The organism is Qipengyuania sp., from assembly GCF_965277845.1.
Lineage (GTDB): Bacteria > Pseudomonadota > Alphaproteobacteria > Sphingomonadales > Sphingomonadaceae > Qipengyuania.
On record NZ_OZ255844.1, the window covers coordinates 2,919,444 to 2,934,766 of the forward strand.

Below are 15,323 nucleotides of genomic sequence, written 5' to 3' on the forward strand. Positions count from 1 at the left end.
CCTATCTTGTCTCGACTTCACGCGGACAGGGCGGCATTGGATGTCGCGATGACCGATTCCACTCCCAACTCCTTCCGCAACCAGCCGGACGAACGCGGCCATTTCGGCGATTATGGCGGGCGCTATGTCGCCGAAACGCTGATGCCGCTGGTGCTCGACCTTGAGCGTGAATATCGCGCGGCGCAGGCCGATCCCGAATTCCAGCGCGAGTTCGATGACCTGCTGGAGCACTACGTCGGTCGCCCCTCCCCGCTCTATTTCGCCGAGCGGCTGACCGAGGCGCTCGGCGGGGCGCAGGTGTGGTTCAAGCGCGACGAGCTCAACCACACGGGCGCGCACAAGATCAACAATTGCATCGGCCAGATCCTGCTGGCGATCCGCATGGGCAAGACGCGGATCATCGCGGAGACCGGCGCGGGCCAGCACGGCGTCGCCACGGCCACGGTTTGCGCGCGTTTCGGCCTGCCCTGCGTGATCTACATGGGCGCGGAGGACGTGAAGCGGCAATCGCCCAACGTCTTTCGCATGAAGCTGCTGGGTGCGGAGATCGTGCCGGTCACGAGCGGGCGCGGCACGCTCAAGGACGCGATGAACGAAGGGCTGCGCGACTGGGTCGCAAACGTCCACGACACCTTCTACATCATCGGCACCGCCGCAGGGCCGCATCCCTATCCCGAGCTGGTACGCGATTTCCAAAGCGTTATCGGCAGGGAGGCACGCCAGCAGATGCTCGATCGCACCGGTCGCCTGCCCGACCTCGCGGTCGCCTGCATCGGCGGCGGCTCCAACGCGCTCGGCCTGTTCCATCCGTTCCTCGACGATCCGGAGGTCAAGCTGCTCGGCGTCGAGGCGGCGGGCCATGGTCTCGATGGCGACGAGCACGCCGCGAGCCTGCTCGGCGGTGTCCCCGGCGTGCTGCACGGCAACAAGACCTATTTGCTGCAGGACGAGGACGGTCAGATCACCGAGGGCCACTCGATCAGCGCCGGGCTCGACTATCCCGGCATCGGCCCCGAACACGCCTGGCTCAAGGATATGGAACGCGTCGAATACACCGCCGTCACCGACGAGGAGGCGCTCGAGGCCTTCCAGCTTCTCTGCCGCACCGAGGGCATCATACCCGCGCTGGAACCCAGCCACGCCATCGCCGCCGTGGCCAAGCGCGCGAAGGATATGCCGAAGGACAGCGTGATCCTCGCCAATTTGTGCGGACGCGGCGACAAGGACATCTTCACGGTGGCGGAGAAGCTGGGAGTGGAGATTTGACGAGATTTCGTAAAGCGTTGCCGACCGCCTTGCTCGTTGCGGCAACTTCGCTGCTGTGGTTTTCGGTTCTGAATTATTTTAGAGATGAACCGGTCGAGTGGTTTCGTCATGTCGTCGTAAGTGTCGCTGCAGGTGCATTTATCTGGTTACTTTTGACTTTCACAAATCTCTTGGACTGAAGGTTTGATATTTATCGAACTGGAACTCGTCACCCCTGACTTGATCCGGGGTCCAGCTTGTTCCGGCGCCTCGCTGAAGATAGCGGGACCCCGGCTCGGGGGCCGGGGCGACGGTAGTATTGAAGCTGTCCTACAGGCCTCCATTTGTGCCACGACCGCCTAATGACACCCCTTCGCCTCTCCCTCTTCTCTCGCGAAAAGGCGCCGCTCCGCCGCACGAACTTTTTTCCGCTTGGACAGTGTAACACCCGGTCCATGTCTCAGACTTCTGCCGAGTTAGATGAACAAACCTGACACCATGAACAGCCCGAATCGCCTTTCCGCAGCCTTCGCCAAACCCCACCCCGCGCTCGTCTGCTTCCTCACCGCAGGCGATGGCGACACGGCGACCAATCTCGATGCGCTGGTCGCGGGCGGCGCGGATGTGATCGAACTGGGCATGCCCTTTACCGATCCCATGGCCGATGGCCCCGCGATCCAGCAGGCCAATATCCGTTCGCTCGGCGCCGGAACGACCACCGCCGATGTGCTGCGCATCGCGACCGAGTTCCGTAAGCGCCATCCCGAGGTGCCTCTCGTGCTGATGGGCTATGCCAATCCGATGATCCGACGCGGTCCCGAATGGTTTGCCGCCGCTGCGAAAGAAGCAGGCGTCGACGGCGTGATCTGCGTCGATATCCCACCCGAGGAAGACGATGCGCTCGGCCCGGCGCTGCGCGATGCCGGGATCGCCCCGATCCGCCTCGCCACCCCGACGACCGACGACAAGCGGCTGCCTGCCGTGGTCGAGGGGAGCGAGGGCTTTCTCTACTATGTCGCAGTCGCTGGCATTACCGGGATGCAGCAGGCGGCGATCGAATCGATCGAAGCCAACGTCGGCCGGATCAAGAAGGCGACCGACATTCCCGTCGCGGTCGGCTTCGGCGTGCGCACGCCGCAGCAGGCAAGCGAGATTGCGCGCGTGGCCGATGGCGTGGTCGTGGGCTCGGCGCTGGTCGATCTGGTCGCCGAACATGGCGCCGACGCGCCTGGCAAGCTGCGCGAGCTGACCGCAGAGCTGGCCGGGGCCATTCGCGCCGCCCGCTAGTTCGTCGCCCCTGCGCAGGCAGGGGCCTAGATAACCTCGGTTCTTGGAGACTGACGTTAGCTCATCTGGATCCCTGCCTGCGCAGGGATGACGGTCTTCCGCCGGTTCGCTGCCTATTTGAGCTTTGTGACAACCCGACTATAGGCCCACCCATGAACTGGTTCACCCGCGTCCGCAATTCGATCACCTCGCTGTCCAAGCGCAGCACCGACAAGGATTTGTGGGTCAAGTGCCCCAGCTGCCAGCAGATGGTGTTCGCGCAGGAGTATGAGGACAATTCCTTCGTCTGCCCGCGCTGCGACCACCACGGCCGGATCGGCGCCGACGAGCGCCTGCGCCAGCTGCTCGACGAGGGCTACGAGGTCCTCCCGATTCCCGATGTGAAGGAAGACCCGCTCAAGTTCCGCGATACGTCGAAATATACCGACCGCCTCAAGAAGGCGCGCGCCAAGAGCCCGCACAAGGATGCCTTCCTCGTCGGTTCTGGTGCGATCGAGGGCAAGCCCGCGGTCGTCGGCGTACAGGATTTCGGCTTCATGGGCGGATCGATGGGCATGGCCGTGGGCACCGCCTTCTGCCAGGGCGCCGAGCGCGCGCTGACCCGGCACTGCCCCTATATCGTCGTCACTGCGGCAGGCGGCGCGCGCATGCAGGAAGGCATCCTCAGCCTGATGCAGATGCCCAAGGCGACCGTGATGACGCGCCGCCTCAAGGAAGCGAAGCTCCCATACATCGTCGTGCTGACCGACCCGACCACGGGCGGCGTGACGGCGAGCTATGCGATGCTGGGCGACGTCCATATCGCAGAACCCGGCGCGCTTATCGGCTTTGCCGGACAGCGCGTGATCCAGGACACGATCCGCGAACAGCTGCCCGACGGCTTCCAGCGCGCCGAATACCTGCACAAGCACGGCATGGTCGACATGGTGGTCCACCGCCACGACCTGAAGGACACGCTGGCGACGTTACTCGACTACCTGGCGCCCGCCAAGGCCGCCTGAGCCGCGCCATGCGGGATTTCGCCCGCTCCGACCATGGGGGGGTACAGACCCAGCTCGACCGGCTGGGGCAGCTCTCCGTGCCCGATGGCAGGCTCGGCCTCGAGACGATCCGCGCGCTGCTCGATCGCCTCGGCAACCCGCATCGCAGGCTCCCGCCCGTGTTCCATGTTGCGGGGACCAACGGCAAGGGCTCGACCTGCGCCTTTCTGCGCGCGATGCTCGAAGCGCAGGGCTACGCGGTCCACGTCACGACCAGCCCCCATCTCGTGCGCTATAACGAACGAATTCGCGTGGCGGGCAGGCTGATCGAGGATGATCGACTGGCCGAACTGCTGCGCGAGGTTCTCGACGCAGGCGATGACCTGAATCCAAGCTTCTTCGAAGTGACAATCGCCGCCGCCTTCACCGAGTTCGCACGCGTCCCAGCCGATGCCTGCGTGGTCGAGGTCGGCCTCGGCGGACGGTTCGATGCAACCAACGTGCTGCAGCCCGATGTCCTCGCTGCCTGCGGAATCGCGTCGTTGGGCCTCGATCACGAGCGCTTCCTGCTCGCGCCCGAGAAGAACGTACCGCAAGAACCGATGGCGCGTATCGCCTTCGAGAAGGCGGGCATTGCCAAACCGGGCGTACCGCTGGTGACCATGGCGCACTATCCGCCCGAATCGATCGCATCGATCCGCGAACAGGCCAAGCGCCACGCGGCCCCCCATTTCGAAGCTGGGCGGGACTGGTACGTCGATGGCTGGCAGGGCGGCGAATATCGCGACAACCGATACCATTTCGAGTTGCCCGAACTCTCGCTGCCCGGCGAACATCAATATGGAAACGCCGGACTGGCAGCCGCCATGCTGAGCCATCAGGACAGACTGCCTGTCGAGGAAAGTGCCATCGTCGCGGGGATGCGAGAGGCGACTTGGCCCGGACGGCTTCATCCCCTTGCGCGCGGGCCGCTGACGGCGCTTGCGGAGGGCCATAGCATCCTCCTCGATGGCGGGCATAATCGGGATGCGGGCCAAGCAATCGCAGGCGCGCTCGGTGCGCGGTTTCACCTCATCCTGGGCATGTTGTCCAACAAGGACCCGCGCGCCCTGCTCGATCCGTTAGCGGGCCGTATCCACTCGCTGCAGATCGTCCCCGTACCCGGCCATGACAGCCATCCCGCAGATGCATTCGGCGAAGGTGCCAGCTTTGCGGGGAGTGCCGAGGAAGCGCTGCGGAACATCGCGCCCGACGATTATCCCATTTTGATCGCAGGCTCGCTCTATCTCGCGGGGGCAGTGTTGCGGTTGAACGATGAGATGCCGGACTAAAACCGCAGCGGTCCCTGTGCCCAATTCCTCGCCTCGTTTTGAGTGCGCTCGGCATCCTGTCTGACGATCGCCTCCGCATTCCTGCGCGTTTCGAAAATCGTCTTGTGCGACAGGGGCTCATCGAAAGTCAGGCCGATATGCGCACCCTTGCGCCAGCTGACCGATCCGAATGCTTCGTAATGCAACCAGATCAGCAGGCATTCCTGTGCGAACGCATCCTTGCGTGGCAAGACGAGCTGCGCCCCGCCCTGCGAAATATCGACGATTTCCACGCGGTGCCGTGCGTCGATCGTCTCGAGGATCGCCGGAACGCCGAGGGTCAACCGCTGGTAATCGCGGCGCAGCGGCGAAACATGTTGCGTAGTGTCGGTCATGGAGACCGAGACTACACTGCGATGGTTACGACAAGCTTTCCAGCGGCTACTGCGATTTACCAGCCTATTCTGCCGGCATGGCCTCCCCCGCTTCGGGCGCAACGATCCCCGCTGCGGCTTTGGAGCGGCTTTCGCGCCACCATTCGATGCACACCAGCACCGCTGCTGCCAGCCCGATCCACGTCGTCAGGATGAAGACATCGAAGTAGCCCTGCTCCTCGATCATCTCGCCCAGGGCTCCGCGACCGAGCGTGCCGACCAGCAGGGTGAGCGAGGACAGCAGGGCATATTGCACCGCGCTGAACTTCTTCGAGACGATCGAGGACAGCCAGGCGATATAGGCCGCCCCGGCGATACCGATGGCGAGGTTCTCGAACCCGATGGTAATCGTCAGCTTGGCGAGGTCCGCATCGCCGATCGCGGGCACCTGCTCGATCAGATAGGTGAAGCCCACCGCGTCGCTGAAGGCCTGCATATTGGCACCGCCGATGGCCATGTCGGCGTAGAGCAGGTTGGTCAGCGCGGCCAGCACGCCGCCGATGAGCAGGGTCGGCATGCGACCGATCGCGGTGAGCATCAGTCCGCCCAGAGCCAATCCGGCAATGATCGCGCCGACACCGAAGAACTTCGAAGCGAAGGCCACGTCGTCATTCGTATAGGCGAGTTCGCCGAGATAGAACGGATAAGCGAAAGTGCCCCAGATCGCGTCGCAGATCCGGTAGGTCAACACGACTGCAAAGATCAGCACCAGCGACCAGCCCATTCGCCCGACCAGCTCGACCAGCGGCAGGACCAGCGCGCGGTAGAGATGATCGAGCGCGTATGCACCGCCGGTCGCGGGCGTTTCATCGGCAGCCAGCAGGTGTTCGCCCCGGCGTTTCTTCGCGGCGAGCCATCCCGCAATCAGCGCGGGAAGGATAATGGTCGCGACGATTATCCACGGCCCGACATTGACGGTGAATTCGGTCGGATTGGGCCGATCCTCCGGCGCGTAGGTCATCGACATGATCATGAAGGCCAGGACCACGCCGATTGCCCCGGCCCACAGGACTGCGACAAGCGCCAACGCGCGGTTGCGGATCGCAGGCTCGAGTTCCCCGGCCTGCCTGAGCGCGCGAACCTGTTTTTCGCTTTCGGAGGCGACATCGACGGCATTCTCCCGGGCATTGGGCGCCCAAAGACCGACAAAGCCCACAGAAAGCAGGATCGCGCCCATCAGCGCATAAGTTTCCGGCCAACCGATCCGCGCGGCGATGATCAGGCCGAGCGCCCCGCCGACGAGCGAGGAAAGCCGGTAGCCCATCTGATAGACGGTCGAGAGGATATCGATCGTCGCCACCTCGTCCGCCACGTCGATACGCCAGGCGTTGATCGCAATATCCTGGGTTGCGCTGGCGAAGGCACCGATTCCTGCCAGCAGCGAGAACATGCCGAGTTGGGAGCGCGGCTCGAGCAGGCTCATAGTGACGAGAATGGTGCCCAGCAGCAACTGCATCGGGACAATCCACTGCTTCCGGCGCCCAAGTTTGCGCAGCAGCGGAATATTGACCTTGTCGATCAGCGGCGACCACAGGAACTGGAAGGCGTAGGCGAGCCCGATCAGAGAGAATATCCCCATGGTCTCGAGATCGACCTCGGCCTCGGTCAGCCAGGCGAACAGCGTGCCGAGAAACAGCGCAAAGGGCAGCCCGCTGGCGAAACCGAACAGCAGCATGAAACCGGTCTTGCGATTGCCCAGCGCCATGCCGAGCGCGCGCCAGGCGGAGATCTTTTTCTTTTCTTCTGCGACCGCGGCCATTCCCTAGCGTCCTTCCAATCCAGCGTATTTTTTGCGACACTAGCGGTGAGAGAGAGGAAGGAACAGGCGTCATGAGCGCTGTCGACACCAAACATCCCACAGGCCGCCCGACCGACGGCATGCTTGCGCTGGCCAAGGACATTGCCGAGGGTCGCAAGCGCGATGCGTCGGAAGCGACGACCGTCCCGGCAAGCGTCTATATCGATCCCGACTACTGGGCGCGCGAAAAGGCTGCGATCTACGATCGATTGCCGCAGATCCTGTGCCCCTCGGCCCTCTTGCCCGATCCCGGCATGGCGGTCCCGCACGATGCCACCGGTCGTCCGCTGCTCATCACGCGCGATGCGGAGGGCAAGGCGCATGTCTTCCTCAATGTGTGCCGTCATCGTGGCACAAGACTGGTCGAGGGCGAGGATGTGCAGTGTACCAAGAAGCTCGTCTGCCCCTACCACGCCTGGACCTATTCGGTTGACGGCCGCCTGCTCGCCCTGCCCCGCTCCGATACGTTTCCGCGCCTCGACAAGACCGGATATGGCCTCGTCGAGCTGCCGAGCAGCGAAACCGGCGGGCTGATCTGGTTCTGCCCGCAGGAAGAGACCGCGGACTTTTCCTATGCCGAAAAGCTTGGCGCCGATTTCGACGCGCTCGGCATGGGCGATCAGGTCCTGTTCCGCCGCAAGACGCATGAGGTCGCGGGAAACTGGAAGCTCATCATGGATGCCTTCCTGGAAAGCTACCATGTGACACGGCTTCACGCGCAGACCATCGGCCCGTTCTTCAAGGACGGCGCGACCAGCGGCGACATGATCGGGCCGCATTCGCGCAGCGCCGTCGGGCGGCTTGAGGAGATGGAAGGAATCGACCTGGAGGATATGGCCGCGCTGCGCCGCGTGGTGACCTATGCTTATCAGCTTCTCCCCGGCGCGCTGATCATCCCCAGCCCCGATTACATCAATGTCATGGTGATGATGCCGCAGGGGCACGACCGCACGCTGGTCGAGGATTTCATGCTCATTCCCGAGCACCCAGCGACCGACAAGGCGCGCGATCACTGGGAGCGCAGCTGGGCGCTGCTCGACGGCGGGGTTTTCGCCTCCGAGGATTTTCGCGCGGCCGAGCTCGGCCAGCAGGGTCTGGCGACCGGCGCGGTGCCGCATCTCACGCTCGGCACGATGGAAGGCGGTATCAGGCGCTACCACGAGACCGTCGAAGAGGCCTTGCGGGCTGCCAACTGAAGGCCTAGCTGCGCGGCCATGGCCGACAACCGACTACCCGAAGAAGGCGACCGGATCGCCAAGCTGCTCGCGCGTGCAGGTGTTGCCAGCCGCCGCGAGATCGAACGCATGATCGCCGACGGGCGCGTAGCGATCGACGGCAAGGTGCTCGACACGCCCGCAGTGAAGTTGACCAGCCTCAAAGGCGTAACGGTCGATGGCAAACCCGTCGGTAAGGTCGAGGAAACACGCCTGTTCGCCTTTCACAAGCCGGCCGGCATGCTGACCACCGAACACGACCCCAAGGGTCGAACGACGATCTACGCCGCCTTGCGCAACGCACTGCCCAAGGATGCAGGGCGCGTGATGCCGGTGGGTCGGCTGGACTACAACACCGAAGGCCTGCTGCTGCTGACCAATGACGGCGAGATGAAGCGCGCGATGGAACTGCCGTCGAGCGGCGTTCCGCGCACCTATCGCGCGCGTGCCTTCGGCGACGTGACGCAGGCAGATCTCGACAAGCTGATCGAAGGCATCGAGGTCGATGGTGTGCGCTACGGCCGGATCGAAGCCGATCTGGAACGTGGCTCGGGAAGGAACCGCTGGATCGAGTTGACCCTGCGCGAGGGCAAGAACCGCGAAGTACGGCGGGTGCTCGAACATCTCGGGCTGGAAGTGAACCGGCTCCTGCGGATCGGCTATGGCCCGTTCCACATCGGCGATCTTCCGCGCGGGCAGGCACTCGAAATCAAACGCGGCGACGTCATGGCCTTCAAGCGCGAACTGGCCCGCGGAGGACGCCGGTGAGAATCGTCGCGGGTGAATGGCGGGGGCGCAAACTTGCCGCACCCGCAGGCGAACTGACGCGGCCGACTGCCGACCGGACGCGCGAGACGCTGTTCAACATGCTGGCCAGCCGTCTGGGCAGTTTCGAGGGCCTTTCGGTGCTCGATCTCTTTGCGGGTTCGGGTGCACTGGGTCTCGAAGCGCTATCGCGAGGTGCAGCGTCGTGTCTTTTCGTCGAACAGGAAAGCGCGGCGATCAAGGCGATCAGGGCCAATATCGATGCGCTTGACGCCCGCCCGCGCGCCACGGTGCAGCAGGCATCGGTCATGTCGCTGGGTCCTGCCAAACAATCGCACGACCTGATCCTGCTCGACCCGCCCTATGATACGGGAGCGGGACAGGTCGCACTCGATCGCATGCTGCGGCTCGGCTGGATCGGTCAGGCCACATGGATCGCGCTCGAGACCGGTGCGAAGGAACAGATCGCCGTCAAGGGACTGGAAATCGTCAAGGATCGCCGCGTCGGCAAGGCCAAGCTCAGCCTGCTGAAACTGGCCGCCGACGCGGCTTAACCTATCTAACCTGTCGAGCCACCTATTGCGTCGGTTCGTCGACCTCGGGCGGTTCGCCCGCCTAGTCCGGCTTAGGCTTTTCATTGGCAGGCGGATCTGCCATCGGGTTTGCCTGCAAGCGACTCTCGATGATCGCCCAGGCTTCGTCCCGCCCGGCCTCGTCCATATCCGCGATTGCCAGGCGATCCCGGTCGGTCAGCTGCCAAAGCATGTCCTGTCGTTGCGGCGGAAGCGCCCAGTAATACGCCTGCACCTGCGGCGGCCAACGAAGAAACTCCGCCTGGCGCTCGGCGGGCCACGTGTCGACAATCGCCTGTTGGTCGGGCGAGAGCGGCACGTTCCCCGGCTCCGTAGGCAGCGGAGCTGGCTGAACTTGCGGAGCCGGCTCGGTATCCTGCGCCACTACGGGAATCGATATGGTGGCGAGCTGGCCACCGATGAAATACCAAAAAGTCTTACGCATGTGATCCTCCGCGGATTTCTACATGCGCGACGAACGCGACCCTGACCCTTCCCTTCAGGTGCTATCCTTATCGGTGGGGAGGAATAGCTGCGCAAGCCAGCGCCGGCCCCGACATCCTGCATTCTGAACGCTCCGGCGTCAGTCGTTCGAAATTCACGTCGGGTGGTCTCTTCCAGAGGTGGCACAAAAAGGGGCGGAGCCGCCATGGCAGCCCCGCCCCCTCCAAGCGCCGCGCTCTAACCCAGGTAAGAAGGGAGCGCGGGCGGAAAGCCGAGATTAGCTGTCCGGTTTTTCGGCCGGCAAGGGGCCTTCGATCTCGCTCGCCGGCTTGCCAGGCCAGTAGCTCAGCGGCCGGTTGCCCCATTTAAGCCCGGCGGCGCGCGGGTTGATGCAGCCGTCCTGATCGTCTTTCATGCAGACGTCATAGACCTTGCCATCGATCCGCACTTTTGTGGCTTGGCCCCTGGCGTTCGTTTCAACCACTTCCGGTGAATTGGCTTTCGTACCGTGATCGTCGGCAAAGGCAGGTGCGGCAGTCAGAGCAAGGCCCGATGCCGCGGCGATTGCAAATAGGGGCTTCATCGTATTCTCCCTTGAATTCGGCGATTTACGTGCCTTGCAACGCGGCGACGGTCCCTTGTGTTCCGACTGTCTGTCAGCGATTGCCTTCTGCGTATCCGTATGTCGCCTTGCGTCTGAGCGCCCTGTTCCCTAACTGTTCACGCCTCCATGTCTCTTCCCGAATCCCCCGATCAGACCGCCGAAACCGGCGACATTCCGCCCTACGCGGCCCGCCTCAATGCACCGCAGCGCGAGGCGGTGCTGACGACCGAGGGCCCCGTGCTGATGCTGGCCGGGGCCGGCACCGGCAAGACGGCGGCGCTGACCGCACGGCTGGCGCATCTCATCGCGACCCGCCGCGCCTGGCCGAGCGAAATCCTGTGCGTAACCTTCACCAACAAGGCCGCACGCGAGATGCGCGGGCGGGTCGGACGGCATATCGGCGATGCGGTCGAAGGCATGCCGTGGCTCGGCACCTTCCATTCGATCGGCGCGCGCATGCTGCGCCGCCATGCCGAGCTGGTCGGGCTGGAGAGCAATTACACGATCATCGACACCGACGATCAACTCCGCCTGCTCAAGCAGCTGATCCAGGAAAACGACCTCGACGAGAAACGCTGGCCCGCGCGCCAGCTCGCCGGGTTGATCGATCGCTGGAAGAATCGCGGCCTCAATCCCGGCGATCTCGATGCAGTGGAAAACGAAGCCTACGCCAATGGCAAGGGCGCGCAGTTCTACAAGCTGTACCAGGACCGGCTGAAGGCGCTCAATGCCTGCGATTTCGGCGACCTGCTGCTGCATATGCTCAATATCTTCCGCCAGCACCGCGACGTGCTGGAACAGTACCAACAGCGCTTCAAATACATCCTCGTCGACGAGTATCAGGACACCAACCAGGTTCAGTATTTGTGGCTGCGCCTCCTCGCGCAGACGCGCAAGAACATCTGCGTGGTGGGTGACGACGACCAGTCGATCTATTCATGGCGCGGCGCAGAAGTCGCAAATATCCTCAAGTTCGAAAAGGATTTTCCGGGCGCAGCGGTGATAAAGCTGGAGCAAAATTATCGCTCCACCCCGCAGATCCTCGCCGCCGCCTCGGGTCTGATCGATGCCAATAGCGAACGGCTCGGCAAGACGCTGTGGACCGAACTTCCGGCGGGTGAGAAGGTCCGCGTCATCGGCGTGTGGGATGCGCCCGAAGAAGCGCGCCGCGTCGGCGAGGAGATCGAGCGGCTCGAGGCTGAAGGTGCCCCGCTCGATCAGGTCGCGATCCTGGTTCGCGCGCAGTACCAGACCCGCGAATTCGAAGACCGCTTCATCCAGATCGGTCTCAATTACCGGATCGTCGGCGGCTTCCGTTTCTACGAACGCGCCGAAATTCGCGATGCGCTTGCCTATCTGCGCACCATCGCCCAGCCCGCCGACGACCTCGCCTTCGAACGTATTTACAACCAGCCCAAGCGCGGTCTCGGCGCTAAAACGCTCGAGGCCATGCGCCGCCATGCGCGTCGGACGCAGATGCCGCTCGCCGCGGCCAGCCTCGATCTGTGCGATAGCGACGAATTGCCCGCACGGGCGAAGAACAGCCTCGTCGGTCTGCTGGGCCAGTTCGTCCATTGGCGCGAGATGGCCGAGAAGGTCACGCCTTCCGAACTGCTGCGCACAGTGCTCGCCGAAAGCGGCTATGAAGACATGCTGCAGAAGGACCGCAGCCCCGAGAGCGCCGGGCGGCTGGAGAACCTCACGGAGCTTGCCCGCGCGATGGAAGAGTATGAGTCTCTCGGCGATTTCCTCGAGCATGTCAGCCTCGTGATGGACAATGACCGCGCCGACGAAGGCGAGAAGGTCACCATCATGACCATGCATGCGGCCAAGGGCCTCGAATTCGACCATGTCTTCCTGCCCGGCTGGGAAGAAGGCGTCTTTCCCAGCCAGCGGTCCATCGACGAAGGCGGGCTCGCCAGCCTCGAGGAAGAACGTCGTCTCGCCTATGTTGCGATCACGCGCGCCAAGCGCCGCTGCACGATCCTACACGCCGCGAACCGGCGCATCTACGGCCAATGGACAAGCTCGATCCCCAGCCGCTTCATCGAGGAACTGCCCGAGGAGCACATCAAGAGCGAAACCACCATGACCGGCGGGGCCTCGCTCTGGCGGGCGAATTGGAGCGAGACCGACGATCCCTTCGCGCATGTCTCGTCGAATCGCCCTGATCGCTCCGGCGCGCGCGGGCCGGGTTGGCAACGGGCATTATCGTCGGGTTACGACAGCACGCCCAAGCGGCTGGCCGAACCCGGTCGCAGCGCCGCGAGTTTCGCCGCCAAGCCGCGCAGCGACGTCGCCATCGGGGCGCGCGTGTTCCATGACAAGTTCGGCTATGGCTGCGTTACCGATCAGGAAGGCAACAAGCTGACCATCGAATTCGAGAAGGCGGGCGAAAAACGCGTTCTCGACAGCTTCGTGAAGCTGGCGGATTAGCAGCGGCGGACACGGGCGAACCGGTCCGCCGCCGCTAGGAGAACTCAGGTTGCCGAGACGTCGAGAAAGCCGGGGCGCGGGCCGTTCCATTCGCCCGGTGCGACAGGAGCCTCGTCCTCGTCCCGTTTTCGCCGCGGTGCGCGGTCGGCCTTGGCCTTGCGCGCGGGCTTTTCGCCCGCAGAATCTTCGCTGTGCTTCTTGCGGCTGCGCTTGGGCTTTTCGTCGGCTTTGTCTTCGGCTTCAGCTTCGGCAGCTTTCTCGACCAAATCGACCCGTACGTCCTCCTTGCCGAAGACCTTGATCTCGGCGCCGGTAAGCTTCTCGACATTCCCGATTGCTTCGGCATCTTCATCGGCGACAAAGGTGAAGGCGCGACCCTTGGCCCCTGCCCTGCCCGTCCGGCCGATGCGGTGGACATAATCGTCCGGATGCCACGGCGTGTCGAAATTGAAGACGTGGCTGACGCCCTTGATGTCGAGCCCGCGCGCCGCGACGTCGCTAGCTACGAGAATGTTGACCTCGCCCGCCTTGAACCGTTCGAGTTCCTTGATCCGGCTGGACTGGTCCATATCGCCATGGATCTCGCTGCTGCGAAAACCGTAGCTTTGCAGACTCTTATTGAGCTCGCGCACAGTCGTTTTGCGGTTGGCGAAGACAATCGCCGTTTCGATGTGATCGTTTTCCAGCAACCAGCGCAGTGTCTCGCGCTTCTGGCGGGCCTTTACCGGCACCTTGAAGGCCGTGATGTTTTCGTTCGTCGAAGCGCGGCGACTGACTTCGATCCGCTTGGGATTGTCGAGGAACTTCTTCGCCAGCTTCTCGATCGGCGGCGGCATCGTGGCCGAGAACAGCATGGTCTGGCGCGATTCCGGCAGTTTCGAGCAGATGAACTCGATGTCCGGAATAAAGCCCATATCGAGCATCCGGTCGGCCTCGTCGATGACGAGCAGTTCGCAGCCGTTGAGGAGGATCTTGCCGCGCTCGAACAGGTCCATCAGGCGACCCGGCGTCGCGATCAGGACATCGACACCCTCGTTCAGCGCCTTGACCTGGTCGCCCATCTGCACACCGCCGATGAGCAGCGCGAGCTTGAGATCGTGGTTCTTGCCGTACTTCTCGAAATTCTCGGCCACCTGCGCCGCCAGTTCCCGGGTCGGGGCGAGAATGAGCGAGCGCGGCATCAGCGCCCGGCGGCGTCCGCTGGCCATGATGTCGATCATCGGCAGGACGAAACTCGCGGTCTTGCCGGTTCCCGTCTGCGCGATGCCGATGATGTCCTTCATCATGAGCACCGGCGGAATCGCTTCGCGCTGGATGTCGGTCGGCTCGGTATAGCCGGCTTCGCTTACTGCCTTGAGCAAGTCTTCGGAAAGGCCGAGATCGGCGAAAGTCATGCGGTTCGAAACTGTCCCTGGAACATTGGCCGACACAAATCTGCGTCTTCGCAGCATCGGCAGCGGCGCCCTTCGCCGGAAATACCCCAAAAGTCAAGAAATCGGCGCGTGGGCCGCTTCAGCGTTCGTCACTCACTGCCACAAGCCGGCTGAGATTGGATATCCGGCACTTCGCCCCCGCTCGCGACAATAACCGGTCGCGATCGACACACAGCTTCCCGTCTTCATTGCGCTCGACATAAAAACCGAGATAGAAATCTCGCGGGCTGCAGGCCTTCTCGAGTTCGGCGGTAATCATCTGCTGGTTGCGCATATACATCACGAGCCTACTGCCGCGGTCGGACACGCCGACAATATCGCCAGCATCGACACATTTACCATGCGGGCGTTCGACGAACCGCGTCGGGACCCTTTGGCGTGGCAGGTCGGCAAGGAAGCCGCGCCTGATATTGCTTGGCCGAGGGTTGATCCGCAAGATAACACGCCGTTCGATCCGGACCTGATTGGCCACCGGCACTCGGAAACTGTCGATGAATCCGGTCCAGGCTGACCCTCTCGCCGAAAGCGCCTCGGCATCGATCCGTCCGCTCTCGCTCGCCGCGCCCTGATGCACGACGGCATCCTCCACCGCGCCTTGCGGTGTGCCCAATGCAATCAGCATGGCAGCCAGGGGAGACAGAAGCGACATGGATTAAATTCGAACGCTCCTCGACCGGGATCCGGTTTACGTGCGGGAAATCGCGGACTTGTCCGTTGCCCTCCCCCGCTTGAATACGGGCTTAATTGTTCTGCCTCGATTGGCAAGCGGTGGCGTTGGCGCGGCAAGCTGTGGCAAGGGGA

General features: G+C 63.4%; 14 protein-coding genes. 8 read left to right on the plus strand and 6 right to left on the minus strand.

Going from position 1 to position 15,323, the window contains the following annotated elements; translation table 11 throughout:
• Positions 1-48: 48 nt before the first annotated feature.
• From trpB to ACQY4G_RS14285, 4 genes are all read left to right on the plus strand, one after another.
• The gene (gene trpB / locus ACQY4G_RS14270; RefSeq protein WP_291171871.1) at positions 49-1,266 is read left to right on the plus strand and encodes a tryptophan synthase subunit beta; all 1,218 of its coding nucleotides are present in this window, start codon (positions 49-51) and stop codon (positions 1,264-1,266) included.
• Between the two features lie 477 nt (positions 1,267-1,743).
• Complete coding sequence (gene trpA / locus ACQY4G_RS14275) at positions 1,744-2,532, plus strand: tryptophan synthase subunit alpha (RefSeq protein WP_421993676.1); 789 nt, start codon at positions 1,744-1,746, stop codon at positions 2,530-2,532.
• A gap of 152 nt (positions 2,533-2,684) precedes the next feature.
• The gene (gene accD, locus ACQY4G_RS14280; RefSeq protein ID WP_291171877.1) at positions 2,685-3,533 is read left to right on the plus strand and encodes an acetyl-CoA carboxylase, carboxyltransferase subunit beta; all 849 of its coding nucleotides are present in this window, start codon (positions 2,685-2,687) and stop codon (positions 3,531-3,533) included.
• An 8-nt stretch (positions 3,534-3,541) separates the two neighbouring features.
• Positions 3,542-4,843 (plus strand): bifunctional folylpolyglutamate synthase/dihydrofolate synthase, encoded by a 1,302-nt coding sequence (locus tag ACQY4G_RS14285; RefSeq protein ID WP_421991835.1) that lies wholly within the window; start codon positions 3,542-3,544, stop codon positions 4,841-4,843.
• Here the strand turns inward: ACQY4G_RS14285 and ACQY4G_RS14290 are convergent.
• Positions 4,840-5,217 (minus strand): PilZ domain-containing protein, encoded by a 378-nt coding sequence (locus tag ACQY4G_RS14290; RefSeq protein ID WP_067689804.1) that lies wholly within the window; start codon positions 5,215-5,217, stop codon positions 4,840-4,842. The genes ACQY4G_RS14285 and ACQY4G_RS14290 overlap by 4 nt on opposite strands.
• Positions 5,218-5,281: 64 nt before the next feature.
• Positions 5,282-7,015, minus strand: coding sequence for an AmpG family muropeptide MFS transporter (locus tag ACQY4G_RS14295; protein ID WP_421991837.1), 1,734 nt, complete (start codon positions 7,013-7,015; stop codon positions 5,282-5,284).
• A 71-nt stretch (positions 7,016-7,086) separates the two neighbouring features.
• Here ACQY4G_RS14295 and ACQY4G_RS14300 point away from each other — a divergent pair, with 71 nt between their 5' ends.
• From ACQY4G_RS14300 to rsmD, 3 genes are read left to right on the plus strand one after another with little or no spacing between them, the layout of a single operon-like run.
• On the plus strand, positions 7,087-8,250 hold the full coding sequence (locus tag ACQY4G_RS14300; RefSeq protein WP_421991839.1) for an aromatic ring-hydroxylating oxygenase subunit alpha: 1,164 nt from the start codon (positions 7,087-7,089) through the stop codon (positions 8,248-8,250).
• Positions 8,251-8,268: 18 nt separating this feature from the next.
• On the plus strand, positions 8,269-9,036 hold the full coding sequence (locus ACQY4G_RS14305; protein WP_291176912.1) for a pseudouridine synthase: 768 nt from the start codon (positions 8,269-8,271) through the stop codon (positions 9,034-9,036).
• On the plus strand, positions 9,033-9,587 hold the full coding sequence (gene rsmD / locus ACQY4G_RS14310) for a 16S rRNA (guanine(966)-N(2))-methyltransferase RsmD (protein WP_421991841.1): 555 nt from the start codon (positions 9,033-9,035) through the stop codon (positions 9,585-9,587). Before ACQY4G_RS14305 ends, rsmD begins: the two co-directional genes overlap by 4 nt.
• Positions 9,588-9,648: 61 nt before the next feature.
• On the opposite strand, the gene ACQY4G_RS14315 is transcribed toward rsmD, so the two are convergent.
• Both ACQY4G_RS14315 and ACQY4G_RS14320 read right to left on the minus strand, forming a co-directional pair.
• The gene (locus ACQY4G_RS14315; protein ID WP_421991843.1) at positions 9,649-10,050 is read right to left on the minus strand and encodes a hypothetical protein; all 402 of its coding nucleotides are present in this window, start codon (positions 10,048-10,050) and stop codon (positions 9,649-9,651) included.
• 276 nt (positions 10,051-10,326) lie between these two features.
• Positions 10,327-10,632 carry a hypothetical protein gene (locus ACQY4G_RS14320; RefSeq protein WP_291176922.1) on the minus strand — a complete coding sequence of 102 codons (306 nt, stop codon included), beginning with the start codon at positions 10,630-10,632 and terminating at the stop codon, positions 10,327-10,329.
• A 147-nt stretch (positions 10,633-10,779) separates the two neighbouring features.
• Here ACQY4G_RS14320 and ACQY4G_RS14325 point away from each other — a divergent pair, with 147 nt between their 5' ends.
• Positions 10,780-13,089, plus strand: coding sequence for an ATP-dependent helicase (locus ACQY4G_RS14325; protein WP_421991845.1), 2,310 nt, complete (start codon positions 10,780-10,782; stop codon positions 13,087-13,089).
• Between the two features lie 44 nt (positions 13,090-13,133).
• On the opposite strand, the gene ACQY4G_RS14330 is transcribed toward ACQY4G_RS14325, so the two are convergent.
• Both ACQY4G_RS14330 and ACQY4G_RS14335 read right to left on the minus strand, forming a co-directional pair.
• A complete protein-coding gene (locus ACQY4G_RS14330) occupies positions 13,134-14,483 on the minus strand; it encodes a DEAD/DEAH box helicase (RefSeq protein WP_421991847.1) in 1,350 nt (449 codons plus the stop codon).
• A 118-nt stretch (positions 14,484-14,601) separates the two neighbouring features.
• Entirely contained in the window at positions 14,602-15,144 is a 543-nt protein-coding gene (locus ACQY4G_RS14335; protein WP_421991849.1) for a hypothetical protein, read from the minus strand.
• Between the last annotated feature and the right edge of the window lie 179 nt (positions 15,145-15,323).